This is a genomic window from Pseudofrankia sp. EUN1h (assembly GCF_001854645.1).
In the GTDB taxonomy this organism is placed as follows: Bacteria; Actinomycetota; Actinomycetes; order Frankiales; family Frankiaceae; genus Pseudofrankia; species Pseudofrankia saprophytica.
The window spans coordinates 168,922-187,098 of the sequence record NZ_MBLN01000042.1 but is presented as its reverse complement, the minus strand read 5'-3'; the positions used below and the strand labels follow the sequence as shown (position 1 = coordinate 187,098).

Here is an 18,177-nt window from a genome sequence, read left to right as displayed (position 1 = left end):
CTGCCATCGGTGGCCACGGCTGGCGGCAGGCTCATCACCGTTCACCGTCAACACCAGCCAACCCGGCGGGGCACATGGATATTCTGCCTAGTTGCTGAGGCCTGGGTCGATCTCCCGACCGCTGGCGGATCAAGCGTCTCTGCTCGGACGCCCTTCCTTACAAAATCGTTCCTGCCCGTCCACCGCCACCCGCGCTCGTCTACCGGTTGAGATTTCAAAGCCCAAGCGAGTGCCTGGATAGCCAGGCTCGGTATTGCACCTTCAGGGCGTCTCGTCGCTCTCGTGTTGGGAGGATGACGTCGGCGCCGCCGTCGTAGGGGTGATACAGCCACCCGAGGTCGATCGGCGCGAGGATCACATTTGCGAGTTCGTCGTTTGCGACAGCCCTCAGCACGGCGTCGATCGCGCCCTGCCGCCAGGGCATCACCTCGGCATAGAGCTGGGTGTAGCTACGCCACTCGGGGGCTTCGTCCGGCTCCTCCAGCACGGTTCGCCAGTGCCACGCCCTCGGGGCGATCTGCGAGCGTGTCGGCCAGACCGGAGAACCGGGTTCCACGTTCTCTGTCCACTCGCTGGTCACGACCAGGAGGTCGGGCCCTGGAGCGAGCGCCGACAGCACGGTGTAGTGCCGGCGAAGCACGATGGCGTACTCGGTCTCGTCGGTGGGGTACCGCTTCGACTCGGGAAGGCTGTGGAACCTCACCCATCGGTCCGGGTATCGGTCGCGCAGCCAGTGCGCGACCGGAGGACACTCGGGCCACCGCCGCTCCCACGACTGCGTCAAGGTCGACGCGGTCAGCACCTGGTTCGCCCCCATCAAGCCGTCATGCCGCGCCTGGAGGGCGCCGTGTTGGCGCCGAATGCCGCATGGAATTGCTCGCGGCACGCCTGCTGAACGACCGCCCGAATTTGATCATCGGCTGGGAGTCGCGGGAACTTCCATTCGTCGGCGAGGAGGTAAAGCCGACCCAGTGGCAGGCTGGTGACTGCCTCATCAGGGTAGGGGTCGACCATCCTGTCGTTATCGGCCATCTCGTGGATCTTGTCGAGGACCCATTGCTCGGTCGCGCGTCCCTGGACGTGTAGTTCGGCGATGGTGGTAAAGGTGGTCATGGCGGTCGCGCATTTCCGGCCGCGCTCCGCGGTGTCGAGATCGGACCGGTCCAAGCCGCAGTCGCCCAGGGCTGCTTCGAGCAGGTCGTGAACGGCGCCAAGGTCGCGTCCGCTGAGCCCCGCGAGCTCGGCAAGGGCTTCGCCGTCGTAGCCAGCGACCAGCCAGTGCGCCGCCCACAGCGGGATCGGCTCCACYGGCACTGTGCCCAGGACCCACCAGGCGGCGACAAGCCGCGGCGACGGAGGTTGGTCCGGCCAGTCATCCACGCCCRCATCATCCCGACGCTCGCCGTGCCCGTCGCGCCCATTACCCACGACGGCGGACCCGCGACCACGGCCCACCTCTGCACGACTGCAGGAAATGACACCCTCGACCCTGGTCAAGGGTCACATTTGTGAAGATCGACATATGACGCTGACCTGCACGTTCTTGCCGGCCTGAGGTCGGGGAGTCCTACTTCTGATCGTTTGCCAGCGCAGCACCGGACGTTGACCTGGGGGTTCGGGTGGTTGTCGCCGAGGATCCGGCGGCGGCGGGTGAGGGTGTCCTCGGCCAGTGCTCGGGCGGCGGCGTGGTTGCCAGCCTCGGCCAACCGGATGGCGAGGGTGTGGGCGCCGGACAGCCGCCCGGCAAACCGCACCCACACTCGCCGGTGCTCATAGTGGGACGGCCTGGGCGCGTTTCGGACGGCGGAATGGGACCCGCGAGCGACGCGAGCCAGGAAACACAGAGACCGGAGGCGAGGGTGCGTGCGGATGACAAACGATCATTCGAGGCGTTCATGGGAGAGGCGGCCGGCCGGCTTCTCCTGACCGCTGTGCTGCTGTCAGGTGGCGACCGGGCCGCTGGTGAGGACCTGCTGCAGTCCGCGTTTGAGAAGGTGCTGCGGCACTGGCCCAGGATCGCCGACGACCAGCCCGAGGCCTACGTCCGCCGAGCCCTGGTCAACGGGGCCACGTCCCGATGGCGACGGCTGCGCGCCCGGGTCACCGAGGTGCCGCTGCTCGTCGACGGCGCGTGGACCGTCGATCCGGCCGAGGCGGGCACGGATCACGCCGACCGGCTAACCGTCCGCGACGGCCTGATCCGCGCCCTGCGCGCCCTCCCGCCGAAGCAACGAGCCGTCATCGTGCTCCGCTACGTCGACGACCTGCCCGAAGGCGACGTCGCCGCCGTGCTCGGCTGCTCGATCGGCACCGTCCGCGCCCAGGCTCACCGCGGCCTGTTGCGGCTCCGCAGCAGCGAGCACCTCGCCGGCCTAGGCCCCTATGCCCCGCGCCCGCAGGCCGTGGCGACGCCGACCGCCGACATCCTGACCAACGGGCGCTCTAAGTCTGTCGCCGTCACTGCCGAGGGGGAGAACTGGTGAACCGGATCGACGACACCGACCTGCTCGCCCACCTGCGTGCCCTGCGCACCGACCCGCCGCCGGGCGGCATCCCGCCGACGTTCGGCCCGGCCGTCCACGCGCGCGCCCGCCGGCACCGCTCCCGTGGCCGGCTCGCCGCGGTCGCCGCCGTCGTTGCTGTGATCGTCGCCGGTTTCGCGATCCCCGTCGGCCTGCGCACCGGCTTCACGATCACCCCCGCCCGGACCGTCGACCCCGCGCGGCCCCCCCTCCCGTGGGCCTACGGCGGCCTGACGACCAACTGGCTACCCGCGGGCAGCGTCCACGTCGGCGATGACCACGGCTTCGCCACCCCGGCGTTCGCCGCTCGGGGGCCGGTCCCGCAGGGCCCGGACGGCTGGATCAGCAACCAGTCCTGGACCTACAACAGCGCGTTCGTGCGCCCCGACGGCGGGCAGACCGCCATGATCACCGTCACCGTCGACTGGCTGCCCGACGCCGACGGCTACACCGTCGACAACCTACGAGCCTACTTCCCCGCTGCGACCGGCACCACGGTCGCCGGCCAGCCCGCCCTCCAGGTCGGCGACGGCGTCACCCCCAGCGATCCGAGAGCCCTGGCCAGCGAGCCCCCGCTGCCCGGCGGCGACGGTACCAACGCCCGCTATCAGGGCGCCCTCTACTGGCAGGCCGGCCCGCACGGCCCGACGCTCGGCGTCATCGTCAGCGACGTCGTCCCCGTCGACTGGGCCGAGGTGCGCGCGATCGCCGCCGGGCTGCGCCCCGGCACCCGGCCCGGCGCGGTCGGCGAGGCCGACACGGCAGCGATCCGCGCCGTCGTCGCGGCCGCGTTCACCCCGACCACCCCGGACGACCAGTGGGTCGCCGCCGTCCAGGACGGGCAGGCACTGCTCGCCACCCGCCGGAAGATCCTCACCGACTATCCCGGCTTCGCCGCGACGCTGAAGATTACCGTCAGCCAGCCGGCAAGCGTCGACGCGACCCACGCCACGATCGAGACCGAACTGACCTTCACCGAGCCGAAGCACCCGATCAGCCCGGGCCGCATATCGGACTACGTGACCGACACCATGGTCCGCACCGGTTCCGGCTGGCAGGTCAGCGGCGCCAGCTTTTGTGCCGCGTTCCGAACCATCAGCCTGCTCGAACAGTGTCCCTGAAGCCGTGACCACACGGCGGCCCACCGGTCTCCCGACCGGTGGGCCGCCTGTCTTTTCCGCGAAGCTGCGCCGGCCCCATGCTGCGCGAGATTCTCCCGCGGCGGCGTCCATCGGGAGTGTCTCGTGATCGGTTCCGCCGTCGTCCTCCGGCGCCCGGTCTAATCTGCCGGCTGGGTTTAGAGAGTCGGGATGCGCTTCGTGACTGGTCGCAGGCCGTGACTGCTCTGGAATCACGCCAGTCGGCCGCAACGGCCGAGACGACCTGCGACCCCCGCCTGCACGAACGCGAGAAATGACACCCCCGACCCTGTTTGGCCGAATGGTGATGGCGACACAACAGGCCAAGGTTGTCGAGTGCGGTTCGACCGCCCGTGGCGTGAGCGACCGTATGATCGATATCGCAGCAGGTAGCGGGCATTCCGCAGCCGGGAAAGACACATCGGGTGTCCCGATGTCGGATGAGCCGGGCAAGCGCCGGGGTCGGAATCCGCCGGTGTCCGAGGTCCAGGACAGTGCCGGTGTCCGGGTCGGTCAGGACACGGCGCCAGTTCGCGTCAGCGGCCAGCATCCGGCCGACCGTGGCCGGGATCGGGCCATGGCCGACGAGTTCGGCGGGGTTGTCGTCCAGCCCAGCGAGGGTGCCGACGGCAGCGATGACCTGAATCTCGACCTTCACCAACTCGCGGCGGTTACCCAACAGCAACGCAGCGAGAACGTCCGCGCGCCGGGCGTCGATCGGCCGCCTGTCGCCGTCGGCACGGGCATCGGCTTTCGCGATCCGGTCGATCCGCTCGAAGATCGCGTGTGCGTCGTGGGCCGCCAACGTCGCCGACAGCAGACCCATGCCGTCTTCAAGAGCCTGTACGGCGACGCCACGCTGAGCGTGCGCTTCCTTGCGCCGCCGCGCGGCGGCGTCCGGATCGATCCGAGCGACCATCCGGTGCAGCTTGCGGCGCCACTGCGACGGCGACTTCAACCGGCCGCCGGCCAGCATCTGCGCCTCGACGGTGGCTCGTTGCCCGTCGGACAGCGCCTGGGTGACGTCGTGCAGCGCGAGCAGCCGAGGGTAGTCCAGCTGGCCCGACGTCAACGCGTCGAGCGCGTCGGGCACCTGATGGGCGATATCCCAGGCCCGCGCGAGCCGGCCGGAAGCGGTGCGGGGCGACTGACCCAGCTCGGCGGCGAGGAACTCCGAATAGGGCCCACCGCTCTCGTCGCCGTCGTCGGAAGGCGCCGGCCGAAGCCTGGCCAGGTGGACCTGCGCCCGGATCGTCAAGCCCTGCAGACGGGAGGCCAGCCGGACAAGCTCCACCACCAGGTCAAACGCCGCTTCCTCGGCGCAGCCCGCCAGCCCGGCCGGCATGGCCTCCAGGGCGGTATCCGCCTGGGCGAGCCACCTCAACGGTCCACCTTCAGGCCCCGCGGCAGAAGACACCGCGTCCAGAGACACCGCGCCCGGCTCTTCCGTCGCGGTGACGGGCATCTGAGCGGCGGCGATCGGGCGGGAGGGGCGCGCCGCTGATCGGGACAACGGCCGCCGTGGCGCCGGYGAACTGAACCCAGACGGTCTGGAACCGGTGGGTCGGAGGGAAGGTCCGGACCAGCTGCCCCTGCGCGGCCCAGCGGTATCCGCGGGACCCGCCTGTGGGTCGGGCGACGACGGAGCATGGCCGCCATGCATATCGAACATGGGTTCATGGTAGCTCGGAGGAGGGGGAAATCAACCGCGCCGGAATTCGGGCCAGGCACGGTCGGCGGCGTCGGACCAGCCATTCCGGCCGCCCTCCCCAGTTTAGATGGAGGGGGCAACCGGACCGCACTAACTGGATTTACCCGGAAGACGCGGTTACCGCTTCCCGCACGTTCGACGACACGGAAAAGGAAACGCAACCGCGACTTTCGTGAATCACAGCTGCAAGCGATCCAACCGGGCCGTCAGTATCACCGTCCGGGCCAGACGACGGAAACCCCTGCCAGACCAGGCGGCGATGCGGACGCCCAGCATCCGCACGCATGGGATCACGAACATGATGGGCATGCCGGATGAAGGATGTTCCCGGCCGCCACCGCCGCCTTACCGAAGAGATGACCGACCACGACGACGGCACGGGCGACCCACCGGTGAGCGTGCGCGCTCACGCGGACCACAGGACAACCGGGCGCCTGGCCTGGTTGCCAGCGCGGGTTAGTCACCTGTGACCGTCGCCGCCGCCGGTCCCCGCGTGAGGAAGGCCCACGCGGGTTCCATCACCGGTTTTGCCTACACCGTCGCTATGGGGGTCAGCGGGCCGCCGGCGGCGCCGGGGAGGCGTAGGGGCGGGGCGGTGAGCAGGAAGCTGGTGCGGTTGTTCTCGCGGAGCCAGGCGGCCAGGTCGTGGAGGTACCAGAGCTCACCGAGCGGGATGCCGAGCTTGAACAGGCACAGCTCGTGGATCGGCAGCAGGGTGTGCGGCTCGCGGCTCGCGGGCGCGAAACCCTCGACGGCGTAGTTGTCGGCGATGAGCGCCGACAGCCCGGAGTCGAGGATCCACTGCAGGATCCCGTCGTCCTGCGCGTCGAGGTAGGGGTACATCGCCTGGATACGAGACTCGTCGGGCTTGCCGTTCCACTCCAGGATCTTGGTGGCATACCCGGTGTGGAGGATCACCATGTCGCCGGGGCGGATCTCCACCTTGTCGGCGTCGATGATCTCGCGCAGCGTCTTCCAGCTGACCCCGGTCCACTCCTCGGTGTTCCCGAGATGGTGAGCGATGTCGATCAGCACGGCGCGACCCTGCACGCCGTGCGCGGCCATGTGCTCCAGGCCGAGGTGCCGGGCGAAGCTGAGGCTGCCGCTGCCGTCGCCCTTGGCGTCCTCCTGCGGCCCGATCACGTCCTCGTCAGGCCGGAAACCGTTGTAGTAGACCGGCTCCTCGACCCCGTCGCCGTCCGCGTCGAAGAGCGCGCCCTGGTGAACCAGCGCGTCCCACTGCGTGGAGTACTGCAACCAGAGCGTCACCAGGTCGTCGGACCAGACGTCGGTGAACGAGTAGTGCAGCCGATCCCGCCCGACCACGTTGTAGAAGACGTCGGGCTTGTGCTTCAGGTCCTCCGTGGGCCGCAGGATCGGCGGGTAGCGGCGCTGGTTGAGCGAGCTGCCACCAGGGAGGTCCAGCGGGAGGCTCAGCGAGAACGAACGGCCGGCGGAGATCTCGCGGACGCCCTCGAGCACCTTCTCCGGCGTGATCATGTTGACGCGGCCGAGCTCGTCGTCGTCGCCCCAGTCGCCCCAGTTCGAGTCCTGYGGACGCTGCTTCCAGCGCTTTGCCACTGTTCCTCCTCAGGACCGGGACGGCCACCCGCCCAGCGAACCTAGCCAGTCTTGTACCGAGCGGTCAACGATTTGACGGCCGCGTATCCTGACCGGCGGGGAGACGTACGCAGCGGCACGGGACACGGCCTCCGGCGGCACAGGCCAGCGCCTGACCAGAACTCCTGACCTCAAACGGCACCGGCCCGCACCTGACCGCCAACGACACAGCCAACGACACAGCTGAGCCGAACGGAGCGACCGCGAAGGCCATGACGGAGGTCATTGTTCGGCGCAGCGCCAAGTGGGAGCTGCGCCGCCAGGCGATCATCGACACGTCCGCGCACGTCTTCGCCCAGCGGGGGTTCCACGGCACCAGCACGGCCGAACTCTGCGAAGCCAACCAGGTCGGCAAGGGCGCGCTTTACTACTACATCGGCTCCAAGGAGCAGCTGCTCGTCGCGATCCACGACCGGGTGATGGACGAGGTGATGGTCGGCGCCGACAGGGCGGCGAGCTCGGAGGGCACTCCGCCCGAGCAGCTCGCCCAGCTCGGCGCCGAACTCCTCGACGTCATCCACCGCTATCCCGACCACGTCTGGGTCTTCCTGCACGAGTTCCCCGCGCTCACCGGTGAGAACGCCGAGACGTTCCGGCAGCGGCGCCGGGAATACGAGATGCGCGTCGAGGACATCTTCGAGGCGGGCCAGCGCACCGGCCACTTTCGCGACATCGACCCGCCGATGGCGGCGAAGGCGTGGCTGGGCATGCACAACTACACCTACCTGTGGCTGCGCCCGGGCGGGCGCGTCGGCGTGCTCGACCTCGCCGCACAGTACGCCGACATCTTCGTCCGCGGCATCTCCGCCGCACCGCCGTCCGCCGGCACCGTCACCAGGCCGCCGACGGACGTGGCCGGTACGCCGGCGCCGGCGGTCCCCTCGGCGCGGACGGGCGCGAAGAAGCGGCGTCAGGGCACCGCGTAGCCCAGTAGGCGGCTACGGCTCGGGGAGCCGGCTACGGGCGGGAGCCGGCTACGGCGCGGCGTAACCGCCGTCGACGACGATCGCCGACCCTGTGGTCCACCGTGACGCGTCGCTCGCCAGGTAGGAGTAGGCACCGACCAGGTCGTCGGCCGCGCCGAGGCCGAGCGGGTGCTTCGCCGCGATCGCGTCGATCGCGTTCTGGGGCAGCTCCGTGTGCATTCCGGAGAGGAACGTGCCGGGGCAGACCGCGTTCACCCGGATGCCGTCGCGGGCGTACTCGACGGCGGCGACCTTGGCGAGGTGGATCACGCCGGCCTTGGTGACGCAGTACGGCGCCGAGTGCGACCACGCGGTGATGCCCGCCACCGACGCCGTCAGGATGATCGACCCGCTGCCCTGCTTACGCATGGGTCCCACGGCGGCATGGATGGCGTTGACGGCGCCCAGCACGTTGACCCGGAACGACCGGTCCCAGTCCGCGGTCGTCAGGTTGTGGATGCGCCCGTTCTGCGCGAGCACGCCGGCGTTGCTGATGAGGACGTCGAGCCGGCCGAAACGTTCCACCGCCAGGCGCACGACGGCCTCGACCTGTGCCAGGTCGCTGACGTCGGCGACGGCGGTCTCCGGCTTCGCGTCGCCACCCTCGATGCCCTCCGCCGTCGCTGCCAGCGCCGCCTCGCTGACATCGGCCAGGACGAGGTCGGTGCCGGGCTCGGCCGCGAACGTGCGCGCCAGGGCTGAACCGAGGGTGCCGCCCGCGCCGAGCAGCACCACCACGCGTCGCCCGGAAGGGCTTGGTCGACCGGACTGCTGATCGGACATCTGACCTGACCTTTTACTTGAGTAGGTAGCCGCCATCGACAGTGAGGACGGCTCCGGTGAGGAAATCGGCGGYGGCGGAGGCCAGGAACAGGTAGGCCCCGGCCAGCTCGCCGGGCCGGCCCCAGCGTTGCAACGCCGTGTGGTCCAGGATGGACCGCTCGAGGCGGTCGTTGCTCTTCCAACCGGCGGCGAGCGGTGAGTCGAACCAGCCGGGGGCGACCACGTTCGCGGTAATTCCCCTCGATGCGAGGTCCAGCGCCAGCGCCTTCGCCATGCCCACCAGCCCGGCCTTGGACGCGCTGTAGGCCGCCAGGCCGCGCGCCGGCCGCTCCCCCAGCACGGACCCGGTGAAGATCAGGCGTCCACCCGTGGTCATCACCCGCGCGGCGGCGCGGGCGCCCAGGAAGGCCCCCGTGAGATTGACGTCGAGGACGTCGCGCCACACGTCCGGGTCGGTCTTCAACGGACCGGCGACGACCGGGGAGATGCCGGCGTTGCAGATCCAGGCGTCGACGCCGCCCCAGGCCGCCACCGTGCCGTCGGCCACCGCCTCGTTGAACGCGGCGTCGCGCACGTCACCGTCGAACAGCAGGACCGGGCCGGGCAGGGTGTCGGCGACCGTCTTCAGGTCGCGTTCGGTGCGCGCGACCAGGGCGACGCTCGCGCCGGCCCGGGAGAACGCGTGCGCGAGCAGCTCCCCAAGCCCCCGGCCGGCGCCGGTCAGCACCACGCGTTTACCGCGGACGTCGCCGACGGTCGGAAACGTCGGCGGGATCTCGATCCGGTCACTCATCGCCCACTCCACCGCGGCGAGCGCTTCTCGATGAACGCCGCCAATCCTTCCTTCGTGTCCTCGGAATCGAGCAGCCGCCTGAACTCCTGGTCGGACATCGCTCGCAGCGTGTCATCGTCAGTGGTCGCGGCGGCGCGCACGATGCGGCGGCTGGCCCGCACCGCCAGCGGCGCGGCCGCGGCGATCTGTTCGGCCAGCCGCAGCGCCTCCGTGAGCGCCTCGCCGGGCTCGACGAGCCGGCTGACCAGGCCCAGCGCGAACGCACGCGTCGCCTCGATCGGCTCGCCGGTGAGGATCGCGTCCAGGGCGGCTGCCTGGCCGATCGCCCGCGGCAGCCGGAACAGGCCTCCGGAGGAGGCGACGAGGTTGCGCTTCACCTCGGCGAGCCCGAAGRCCGAGCGGGTGCTGGCCACGACCAGGTCGGCGGCCAGGACGATTTCCAGCCCCCCGGCGGTGGCCAGGCCGTCGACCGCGACGACCACCGGTTTGGCGCGCTCGCGGAACACGAAACCCGCGAACCCGCCGCGGGCGGTCATGAGCGTGTCGAGCTGCCCGGCCTCGATCGCCTTGAGGTCCGCGCCGGCGCAGAACACCGGGCGCGCCTGCCCAGCGGAGTTGGCGCACAGCACGCCCACCCAGACGTCCGGGTCGTTCTCCAGGGCGTCGATCGCCGATTCCAGCCCGACCGCGACGTCGTGGTTGACGGCGTTGCGCGCCGCGGGCCGGTTCAGGGTGATCACCGCGACGTGGTCGGAGACCTCGTAGCGGACAGCCTCGGAAACGGCGCCAGACTCGGACCCGGCGCCAGAGACAGCGCCAGAGGCGGCGCCAGGCGAGGCGTCAGCGTCAGACATCGACGACCGAGATCGCCTGCGTCGGGCAGCCGGTGACAGCGCTGACGAGCTCAGCCGCCGTGTTGCCGTCGGGGTCGACGACGATCGCGATCGCGTCGTCGTCCTGGGCGAAGGTACTCGGCGCGTAGATCAGGCACTGACCGGACCCCATGCACAGGTCACGATCAATCCGTATCTCATGAGCCACGTTGGCTCCTCCACTCGCAGCATCTCGGGCTCACTGGTCTCACGCGACGGGAGTCAGCTCCACGTGCAGGCTCATCAGGCCGTGGAACAGGTAGGTGGGCATGTACTCGTAACGCCGCGCGTCAGCCGGGCCGTGGAACTCCTCGGAAATCTTGATCGCGGACGTGCGGTCGAAGAGCCGCTCCAGGACGACGCGCACCTCGGACCGGGCCAGCGGAGCGCCGGGGCAGGTGTGCACGCCGTGCCCGAACGCCAGGTGCCGGCGCGCGTTCGGGCGCTCCAGCCACAGCGCGTCCGGGTTCTCGAACTGGCGCGGGTCCCGGCCGGTCGCGCCGCCGACCAGCGACACGACGGTCCCCGCGGGCAGGTCCACGCCGCCGAGGGTGGTCGACTTGCGCACCAGCCGGAACATGCTCTTGATCGGCCCCTGGAGGCGCAGCGCCTCCTCGACGAAGCGCGGGATGAGGGAACGGTCCTCCCGAAGCTGCCGCTGCAGGTCCGGGCTGTCCCCGAGCAGCTGCAGGCACGCGCCGAGCAGCCGGACCGTGGTCTCCTGGCCAGCGGCGAACAGGTTGGCCCCGATCCGGGCGACGTCGATCAGGTCCGGGGTGGTCCCGTCCGGGAAGGTCGCCTGCGCCATGCCGGTGAGGACGTCGCCCTGGGGGCTGCTCCGGCGGGCCCCGATGYGGTCGATGAAGTAGTCGTAGAGCGGGTCCAGGGTGTGGTGCCCCATCGACTGCTTCTCATCGGTGCCACCGGGCAGGACGCCGATCCCGGTCTTCTCCAGCAGCATCTGGTGGTCCTCTTCGGGGACCCCCAGCAGGTCGGCGATGACCAGCAGCGTGTAGGGCTGGGCGAAGTCCTCGATGAACTCGCAGGTGCCCATCGCGAGGATCGTGTCCAGCTGGCGGTCGGCCAGCCGCCACATGAACTCCTCGTTCTCCTTGAGGCGCTTGGGCGTGATCAGCCCCATCAGGATGGAACGGTGAGCGGTGTGCTTCGGCGGGTCGAAGGTGACGAGCTGGTCGCTCTGCGGCAGCACGTCCCGGTGCGCCTCGATCAGCTCGGAGATGTCGTCGCCCTGCCCCTTGATCTCGACGGGGAAGGCCGGCCGCGGCCCGGCGATGAGGTTGCACGAGGAGAACGTGTCGGGGTCGCGGAAGACCGCCAGCGCCTCCTCCCAGCCGGCGACCATGGCGACGCCGTACTTCGGCTCGATCCAGACCGGACGGTCGGCCAGCAGGAAGTTGAAGTACGCCCACGGGTCGACCGCGATCTCCTGGTCGCGGAAGAAGTTCGCCGTGCTGAGGTCGGTCAGTTCCGTCATCTGGCTGCTCCGGTTCGGTCGCGCCTGGCGCCGGGTCGCGCTCGGCGTTCGGCAGTGCTCGGCGTTGGGTCCTGCTCGACGTTCGGGTGCGCGCGGGCCGCGCGGCGCGCACGCGTCACGCTGCGCGTCGGTTCGGCGGGCGGCTCGCTCATACGGTCTACGCGCTGGCCGACTCGCGCACCGCGGCGGCGATCCGCTCGACGTCCGGCAGCCAGGCGCGTTCGAGCGACGGCGCGTACGGCGCCGGGGTCGGCTCCGCGCCCACCCGGATCACCGGGGCGTCCAGCGTCCAGAAGCCCTCGCGCACCGCCGCCGCGGCCAGCTCCGCGCCCACGCCGAACGGCGTCACCGCCTCGTGCGCGATGACGAGCCGGTTGGTCTTCGCCAGCGACCCGAGGACCGTCTCGTAGTCCAGCGGCGCGATCGTGCGCAGGTCGATGACCTCGACGCTGATCCCCTCGCCGGCCAGCTGCTCGGCGGCGGTGAGGCAGTTGTGCACCATCTTCGAGTAGGACACCAGCGTGACGTCCGTGCCCTCGCGGCGGATGGCGGCCTTGCCAAGCGGTATCAGCGCGTCGGACGCGGGGCGCGGCCCCTTGCGCCCATAGAGCAGCCGGTGCTCGATGAAGACCACGGGGTTGGGGTCACGGATCGCGCTGCGCAGCAGGCCGTAGGTGTCCGCCGGCGTGGACGGCATGACGACCGTGAGCCCCGGGATGTGCGCGAGCAGGGCCTCGAGGCTCTGCGAGTGCTGTGCGCCGGACGAGCGCCCCGCCCCGAACTGGGTGCGGACGACCAGCGGCAGACTCGCCGCGCCGCCCGTCATGAAGCGCATCTTCGCGGCCTGGTTCATGATCTGGTCGAGGCAGACGCCGATGAAGTCGAGGTACATGACCTCGACCACCGGCCGCAGGCCGGCCATGGCCGCGCCGACGGCGACGCCGATGACCGCGCTCTCGGAGATCGGCGTGTCGCGCACCCGGCCGGGGTACTTCGCCGCCAGCCCCCGGGTCAGGCCGAAGACGTTGCCGCCGGCGCCGACGTCGATGCCGGCGACGAACACGTCGGGGTCGCTGCCCAGCTCGAGGTCCAGCGCGTCGTGCACCGCGTCCATCGTCCGGAAGATCTCGCCGGTCGGCTCGGGCGGCTCCGCGACGGCCTCGCGCGGGCTGGTGACGTAGTGGTACAGCGTCGCCGGGTCGGGCTCGGGCGCGGCGGACGCCGTCGCCACCGCCTTCTCGATCAGCTCGTCGACGTCCCGGTCGATCGTCGCGACCTGCTCCGGCTCCATCCGCCGCGCGAGCACGAGCAGCGGATCGCCGATCTTGGCGGTGTCGACCTCGGTGGCGTCCCGGTATCGCTCCGGGTCGCCCTCGTAGTGACCGTGCCAGCGGTAGGTCTCGGCCTCCAGCAGAACCGGCCCTGCGCCGGCCCGAAGGTCACGGACCAGCCGCGACGTCGTCTGCGCCACCGCGAGGACGTCGTTGCCGTCGACGTGCGCGTAGCCGATGCCATAGCCGCGGGCCCGGTCGGCCAGCGACGCGCGGTGCTGGTCGGCCTCGGGCGAGAACTCGGCGTAGTGGTTGTTCTCGCACAGGAAGATCACCGGCAGGTCCCAGACGGCGGCCAGGTTCACGGCCTCGTGGAACATGCCCTGCCCCACCGCGCCGTCCCCGAAGAAGGCGACGACGACGCCGCCGGCCGAACCGCCAGCGCCAGCGCCAGCCGAACCGTCACCCGCGCCGCCGGCCGCGCGCAGCCGCGCGGCGATGGCGGCGCCGGCGGCGATCGGCAGCCCCGCCGCGACGATGCCGTTCGCGCCGAAGATGCCCTTGCGCGGGTCGGCGATGTGCATCGAGCCGCCGCGGCCGCGGTTCGTCCCCGTCTCGCGCCCCATCAGCTCGGCGAACATCTCGGTGACGTCGAGGCCTTTGGCGATGCAGTGGCCGTGGCCGCGGTGCGTGGACGTGATCACGTCCCGGTCGTCGAGCGGCCAGCAGGCCCCGACCGCGGTCGCCTCCTGGCCGATGGACAGGTGCAGGAAGCCGGGGATCTGGCTGTCGCGATAGAGCACCGACGCCCGTTCCTCGAAGCGCCGGATCAGGCGCATCCGCCGGTAAAGCTCACCCAGCGTCGCCGCATCGGTGCCGATCTCTTCCACGTCGGTGGACGTCAACGCCTGCAGCCTTCCTTCCAGCCTGTGCCCCGCTGGCCCGCACCCGGCCTCGGTGGCCTGGCCGTACCCGGCCAACGGTGACCTGGCCCGCACCTGGCCCGCGGCAGCGCGGCAGGCCGCTTGACATCGGGCGACAACGCGACATTCTTGTACCGCTCGTTCCAAAAATGCAACCCTTCGTCGACGGGAAGCGGCCATGGACTTCGATCTCCCCGAGGAGACGCTCGCCCTCCAGCGCGTGTGCCGCGAGTTCGCGGCCAAGGAGATCGAGCCGCACGCCGCCGACTGGAGCGAGCGTGAGTACTTCCCCGCCGAGATCTTCCCCAGGTTCGCCGAGCTGGGGATCATGGGCATGCTCATCGACGAGGAGTACGGCGGCGCGGACGCCGGCTATGTCACCTACGTCGCCGTGATGGAGGCCATCGGCGGCGCCGACCAGTCGATCGCCGCCGCGTGGAACGCCCACTCGACGATCGCGTCGCTGCCGCTCGCCGCCTTCGGCACCCACGAGCAGAAGAAGCGCTGGCTCGTCCCGCTGGCCACCGGCACGCACCTCGGCGCGTTCGGACTCACCGAGCCGACCGCCGGCTCCGACGCCGCGTCCATCCGCACGAGCGCGGTGCGGGACGGGAACGGGTGGCGGATCAACGGCACCAAGATGTTCATCACCAACGCCGGCACACCGATCAGCCTCGGCGTCACCATCCTCGCGACGACCGGCACCTCGCCCGACGGCAAGAAGCGCTTCGGCACGTTCTTCATCCCGGACGGCACGCCGGGGTACTCCAAGGGAAACGCGCTGCGCAAGCTGGGCTGGCACGCGATGGACACCCGCGAGCTCATCTTCACCGACTGCTGGATCCCCGACGACCACCTGATCGGCGAGGAGGGGAACGGCCTGCGTCAGTTCCTGGAGGTCCTCGACGCCGGGCGCATCAGCGTGGCGGCGCTCGGGCTCTCCCTCGCGCAGGCCGCCCTCGACCTGGCGCTGCGGCACGCGAACGAGCGTGAGCAGTTCGGCAGCAAGCTCTCCCGGTTCCAGGCCATCGGCCACAAGCTCGCCGACATGGCCACCGAGGTCGAGGCCGCCCGCGCGCTGGTGTACCGCGCCGCGTGGCTCGGCGACCGGGGCCGGCCGTTCGCCAAGGAGGCGGCGATGGCCAAGCTCTACACCTCCGAGGTCGCCAACCGCGCGGCCAGCGCGAGCGTGCAGATCCACGGCGGCTACGGCTACGTGCGCGAGTCCGCGATCTCCCGGTTCTACGCGGACGCGAAGGTCCTGGAGATCGGCGAGGGCACCAGCGAGATCCAGCGCAACGTCATCGCACGGCACCTCACGAAACGCACGCCGTGACGGCCGAGACGGACGCCGCGACGGCCCGGCCCGCACGATGATCAAGATCGTCGCGCTCATCAAGCGCCGGCCGGACCTGACACTCGGCGAGTTCCGGGAGTACTACGAGCACCGGCACGCGCCGCTCTTCCACCGCGTGATCCCGGCCGAGGTGGCGGACGCGATCATCCACTACGTGCAGAACCAYACGGTCGTGCTCGGCCGCGGCACCACCGAGACGGCGTACGACTGCGTGACCGAGATCGGGTTCCGCGACCGCGCCGGGCTCACGACCTGGAACCGCTGGTACCTCGGCGACGAGGGCCGGGTGCTGCGCGACGACGAGGAGAACTTCATGGACAAGAGCAGGCGGTACGTGCTCGTCACCGAGGAGTCCAACCTCGGGGTCGGCCGCTGATGCTGGCCGCGACGATCACCGCGGCCGACCAGGCCGACCCGCTGTCGGGACTGCGCGTCGGCGACCACCCGGAGCCGGCCGTTCCCGAGGGCTGGAGCCTCGTCGAGGTCAGGGCCGCGTCGCTGAACTACCACGACATCCTGTCGCTGCGCGGGCACGGGCCCAGGAACGCGCCGTTCCCGCGCGTGCTCGGCTCGGACGTGGCCGGCGTCGACGAGGCCGGCAACGAGGTCCTGGTGCACGCGCTGGTGGGCGACCCCGCCTGGACGGGCGACGAGGTGCTCGACCCGAGGATCTCGATGCTGTCGGACTTCCACGACGGCGGGCTGGCCGAGTTCGTCGCCGTGCCGTCCCGCAACCTGGTGGCCAAGCCGGCCGAGCTGTCGTTCGAGGAGGCGGCCTGCCTGCCCACGGCCTGGCTGACGGCCTACCGGATGCTGTTCGTCCTGGCCGGCGCCACCGAGGGCACGACGGTGCTCATGCAGGGCGCCGGCGGCGGCGTGGCGACCGCAGTGATCATGTTGGGCCGCGCGGCCGGCGTGCGCGTCTGGGTCACCGGGCGGTCCGAGGCGAAGCGCTCCCGCGCCGTCGCGCTCGGCGCGGCCGCGGCGTTCGAGCCGGGCGCGCGGCTCCCGGAACGGGTCGACGTGGTCATCGAGACCGTGGGGGCGGCCACCTGGGCGCACTCGATGAAGGCCGTTCGTCCCGGCGGCACGATCGTCGTCGCCGGCATGACGTCCGGGACGAACCCGCCCCTGGACATCGAGCGGCTGTACCTGGCCAACCTGCGGATCGTCGGCACCACCATGGGATCCCGCCACGATCTCGAAGGGCTCGTGAAGATGATCGTGGACCACGGCCTGCGGCCCCCGATCCACGAGGTCATCCCGCTCGCCGACACCCGGGCCGGCTTCCAGGCCATGGTGGACGGCGACGTCTTCGGCAAGGTGGTCGCCCGACCCAAGTAGGTCACCGGAGTAGGCCGCCGACAGATACTTTGAAATCAAACGGTATTGACTCAATACATCCGGGCGAGATAGACACTGATGGACCGGTCGGTACAAGCCGATCATGAACGGATGGTGTGGCATGTCCAAGGATTTCGTTGTCTCCGCCGATGGGCACATCCTCGAGCCGATCGACCTCTTCAAGACCCGCATGCCGGTCCACCYGCGTGACCGCGCGGTCTGGGAGGAGGACATCGAGCTCGAGGAGCCGCTGGTCGAGGGTGGGGCGAAGGTCTTCCGTCGCCTGCACACGCCCGGCTTCGAGGGCTGGACGGTCTCCCGCTACCGGCAGACCTCGGGGCGCACGCCCGACGGCGACCCGGAGACGATCATCGAGGACCTGACGGCCGACGGCGTCGACGCCTGCGTGATGYACCCGAACCTGTCGATCTTCGGGCTGTACTCCGACGACCACGAGCTGTCGATCGAGCACGCCCGGGTCTACAACGGCTACCTCATCGAGCGCTTCCTGCCATACCGGGACCGCATCGCCCCGACCTGCCCGATCCCGCTCACCGACATCGACGACGCCGTCGCCGAGATCGAGCGGGTGACCAGCGCCGGCTTCAAGGCCCTGTTGCTGCCCGGCATCCCGCCGACGACGTACTGGGACCCGGCGCTCGACCGGGTCTGGGACGCGGCCCGCGCCGCCGGCGCGCAGATCTTCTTCCACACCCAGACCGGTGGCGTGAAGATGAAGAACCCGTCGTCCTCGACGATGCGGGTCGTCAAGGAGAACGCCCGGCAGGTGAACCAGCCGGTGACCGCGAAGTCCGCCGCCGAGCGGCTCTACACCCAGTCGGTCCTGTCGACGCTCACGCCGCAGAAGGTGATCTGCGACCTGATCGGCGCCGGCGTGGCCGAGCGGTACCCCGAGCTGCACTTCAACCTGATCGAGTTCAACGCGCACTGGCTGTCCTCGCTCGTCGGCGCCATGGACAAGGCGTGGACCACCGGCATCGGCCAGGACACCGACTGGTGGATCGGCTCCTGGAACGACGAGGCCCCGCCGACCCTCGAGGGCCAGGACACGATGGCGCGGATCTTCCTGCTCAACGAGAAGTGGCCCTACCCGCTCATGCCGAGCGAGTACGTGCAGCGCCAGTTCCACGTCTCGTTCTCCGACGACCTGGCCGCGGTCGCCGCCCGGCACATCACCGGCGTGAGCTCGATCATCTGGGGCAACGACTACCCGCACGCCGAGGGCACGTTCCGGGGCAGCCAGGAGCTGCTCGCCCAGCAGTTCGCCGGCGTCCCGGACGCGGAGCGCAAGGCGATCGTCGGCGGCACGCTCGCCGACGTGATGGGCTTCAAGCAGCCCGCGACAGTCTGAGCCGAGACGA

General features: G+C 70.5%; 18 protein-coding genes. 7 read left to right on the top strand and 11 right to left on the bottom strand.

Translation table 11 applies throughout. The features are described from left to right. Window positions 1-214 precede the first annotated feature (214 nt). From BCD49_RS10015 to BCD49_RS40500, 3 genes are all read right to left on the bottom strand, one after another. On the bottom strand, window positions 215-817 hold the full coding sequence (locus BCD49_RS10015) for a DUF3885 domain-containing protein (protein WP_007509911.1): 603 nt from the start codon (window positions 815-817) through the stop codon (window positions 215-217). Further along, on the bottom strand, window positions 817-1,380 hold the full coding sequence (locus tag BCD49_RS10010; RefSeq protein ID WP_007509913.1) for a hypothetical protein: 564 nt from the start codon (window positions 1,378-1,380) through the stop codon (window positions 817-819). Before BCD49_RS10010 ends, BCD49_RS10015 begins: the two co-directional genes overlap by 1 nt. A gap of 113 nt (window positions 1,381-1,493) precedes the next feature. Beyond that, entirely contained in the window at window positions 1,494-1,754 is a 261-nt protein-coding gene (locus BCD49_RS40500) for a tetratricopeptide repeat protein (RefSeq protein WP_232794202.1), read from the bottom strand. Between the two features lie 105 nt (window positions 1,755-1,859). Here BCD49_RS40500 and BCD49_RS10005 point away from each other — a divergent pair, with 105 nt between their 5' ends. Together BCD49_RS10005 and BCD49_RS10000 are read left to right on the top strand one after the other, a co-directional pair. Beyond that, complete coding sequence (locus BCD49_RS10005; protein ID WP_007509914.1) at window positions 1,860-2,483, top strand: SigE family RNA polymerase sigma factor; 624 nt, start codon at window positions 1,860-1,862, stop codon at window positions 2,481-2,483. Continuing rightward, window positions 2,480-3,643, top strand: coding sequence for a hypothetical protein (locus tag BCD49_RS10000; RefSeq protein ID WP_007509916.1), 1,164 nt, complete (start codon window positions 2,480-2,482; stop codon window positions 3,641-3,643). The genes BCD49_RS10005 and BCD49_RS10000 overlap by 4 nt, the downstream gene beginning before the upstream one ends. Here the strand turns inward: BCD49_RS10000 and BCD49_RS09995 are convergent. Then, entirely contained in the window at window positions 3,618-5,006 is a 1,389-nt protein-coding gene (locus tag BCD49_RS09995) for an HNH endonuclease signature motif containing protein (protein WP_232794332.1), read from the bottom strand. The genes BCD49_RS10000 and BCD49_RS09995 overlap by 26 nt on opposite strands. A gap of 897 nt (window positions 5,007-5,903) precedes the next feature. Beyond that, window positions 5,904-6,953, bottom strand: coding sequence for a cyclase family protein (locus BCD49_RS09990; RefSeq protein WP_007509919.1), 1,050 nt, complete (start codon window positions 6,951-6,953; stop codon window positions 5,904-5,906). 251 nt (window positions 6,954-7,204) lie between these two features. Between BCD49_RS09990 and BCD49_RS09985 the strand changes: the two genes are divergently transcribed. Beyond that, complete coding sequence (locus BCD49_RS09985) at window positions 7,205-7,918, top strand: TetR/AcrR family transcriptional regulator (RefSeq protein WP_007509921.1); 714 nt, start codon at window positions 7,205-7,207, stop codon at window positions 7,916-7,918. A gap of 48 nt (window positions 7,919-7,966) precedes the next feature. Here the strand turns inward: BCD49_RS09985 and BCD49_RS09980 are convergent, their stop codons facing one another. The 6 genes from BCD49_RS09980 to BCD49_RS09955 form a co-directional block, all read right to left on the bottom strand. Further along, a complete protein-coding gene (locus BCD49_RS09980) occupies window positions 7,967-8,740 on the bottom strand; it encodes an SDR family NAD(P)-dependent oxidoreductase (protein ID WP_007509923.1) in 774 nt (257 codons plus the stop codon). Between the two features lie 13 nt (window positions 8,741-8,753). Then, window positions 8,754-9,533, bottom strand: coding sequence for an SDR family NAD(P)-dependent oxidoreductase (locus tag BCD49_RS09975; protein WP_071041443.1), 780 nt, complete (start codon window positions 9,531-9,533; stop codon window positions 8,754-8,756). Further along, window positions 9,530-10,387 (bottom strand): enoyl-CoA hydratase-related protein, encoded by an 858-nt coding sequence (locus BCD49_RS09970; RefSeq protein WP_083401369.1) that lies wholly within the window; start codon window positions 10,385-10,387, stop codon window positions 9,530-9,532. Before BCD49_RS09970 ends, BCD49_RS09975 begins: the two co-directional genes overlap by 4 nt. Further along, complete coding sequence (locus BCD49_RS09965; protein WP_007509929.1) at window positions 10,380-10,574, bottom strand: ferredoxin; 195 nt, start codon at window positions 10,572-10,574, stop codon at window positions 10,380-10,382. The genes BCD49_RS09970 and BCD49_RS09965 overlap by 8 nt, the downstream gene beginning before the upstream one ends. 39 nt (window positions 10,575-10,613) lie before the next feature. Beyond that, window positions 10,614-11,900 (bottom strand): cytochrome P450, encoded by a 1,287-nt coding sequence (locus BCD49_RS09960; RefSeq protein ID WP_071041415.1) that lies wholly within the window; start codon window positions 11,898-11,900, stop codon window positions 10,614-10,616. A 157-nt stretch (window positions 11,901-12,057) separates the two neighbouring features. After that, complete coding sequence (locus tag BCD49_RS09955) at window positions 12,058-14,010, bottom strand: dehydrogenase E1 component subunit alpha/beta (protein WP_106410556.1); 1,953 nt, start codon at window positions 14,008-14,010, stop codon at window positions 12,058-12,060. Window positions 14,011-14,272: 262 nt separating this feature from the next. Between BCD49_RS09955 and BCD49_RS09950 the strand changes: the two genes are divergently transcribed. The 4 genes from BCD49_RS09950 to BCD49_RS09935 all read left to right on the top strand — a co-directional run bounded on the left by BCD49_RS09950 (window position 14,273) and on the right by BCD49_RS09935 (window position 18,167). Then, window positions 14,273-15,430 carry an acyl-CoA dehydrogenase family protein gene (locus BCD49_RS09950; RefSeq protein WP_007509934.1) on the top strand — a complete coding sequence of 386 codons (1,158 nt, stop codon included), beginning with the start codon at window positions 14,273-14,275 and terminating at the stop codon, window positions 15,428-15,430. Between the two features lie 37 nt (window positions 15,431-15,467). Next, window positions 15,468-15,827 (top strand): EthD domain-containing protein, encoded by a 360-nt coding sequence (locus BCD49_RS09945; protein WP_007509936.1) that lies wholly within the window; start codon window positions 15,468-15,470, stop codon window positions 15,825-15,827. Further along, window positions 15,827-16,795, top strand: coding sequence for a quinone oxidoreductase family protein (locus BCD49_RS09940; protein WP_007509937.1), 969 nt, complete (start codon window positions 15,827-15,829; stop codon window positions 16,793-16,795). Before BCD49_RS09945 ends, BCD49_RS09940 begins: the two co-directional genes overlap by 1 nt. A 121-nt stretch (window positions 16,796-16,916) precedes the next feature. Further along, window positions 16,917-18,167: an amidohydrolase family protein gene (locus BCD49_RS09935; protein ID WP_071041414.1), complete on the top strand. Its 1,251-nt coding sequence runs from the start codon at window positions 16,917-16,919 to the stop codon at window positions 18,165-18,167. Window positions 18,168-18,177 lie beyond the last annotated feature (10 nt).